The sequence below is a fragment of the Pantoea sp. B9002 genome (assembly GCF_013385945.1).
In the GTDB taxonomy this organism is placed as follows: domain Bacteria; phylum Pseudomonadota; class Gammaproteobacteria; order Enterobacterales; family Enterobacteriaceae; genus Pantoea.
The window spans coordinates 1-304 of record NZ_JACAPA010000100.1 but is presented as its reverse complement, the minus strand read 5'-3'; the positions used below and the strand labels follow the sequence as shown (position 1 = coordinate 304).

The 304-nt window shown below is 58.9% G+C and carries 1 protein-coding gene; it reads right to left on the bottom strand.

Going from position 1 to position 304, the window contains the following annotated elements:
* A partial coding sequence (locus HX773_RS25360; RefSeq protein ID WP_176973803.1) for a copper resistance protein B occupies window positions 1-304 on the bottom strand: 304 nt, incomplete at both ends.

Sequence of the window (304 nt, the reverse complement as noted above, 5' to 3'; positions counted from 1 at the left end):
AAGACGCGCAGCAGTCTGGCCTTGCTCGCCAATGAATGCGGTCGCCTCGGCCTCAAAGTTGTACAGTGCCAATCCTTGAACACCAAAAGCAGCCCAGGTCTGGGCGTCGCCTGGTTTGAAGTCCTGGCGAACACCGCCGAGGACATCCCACCATGGGCTGATGGCGTGCCCCCATAACGCCTGGACCTCTGATTTTTCAGTCAGACCATTGAGCCGTTCACCCTCGGTGCGCAGCCAAAGACGATCAATATCGCCACCGACCCAGCCCTTCGCCTCCCAATTGAAAGCACTTCCCGCATCAGCG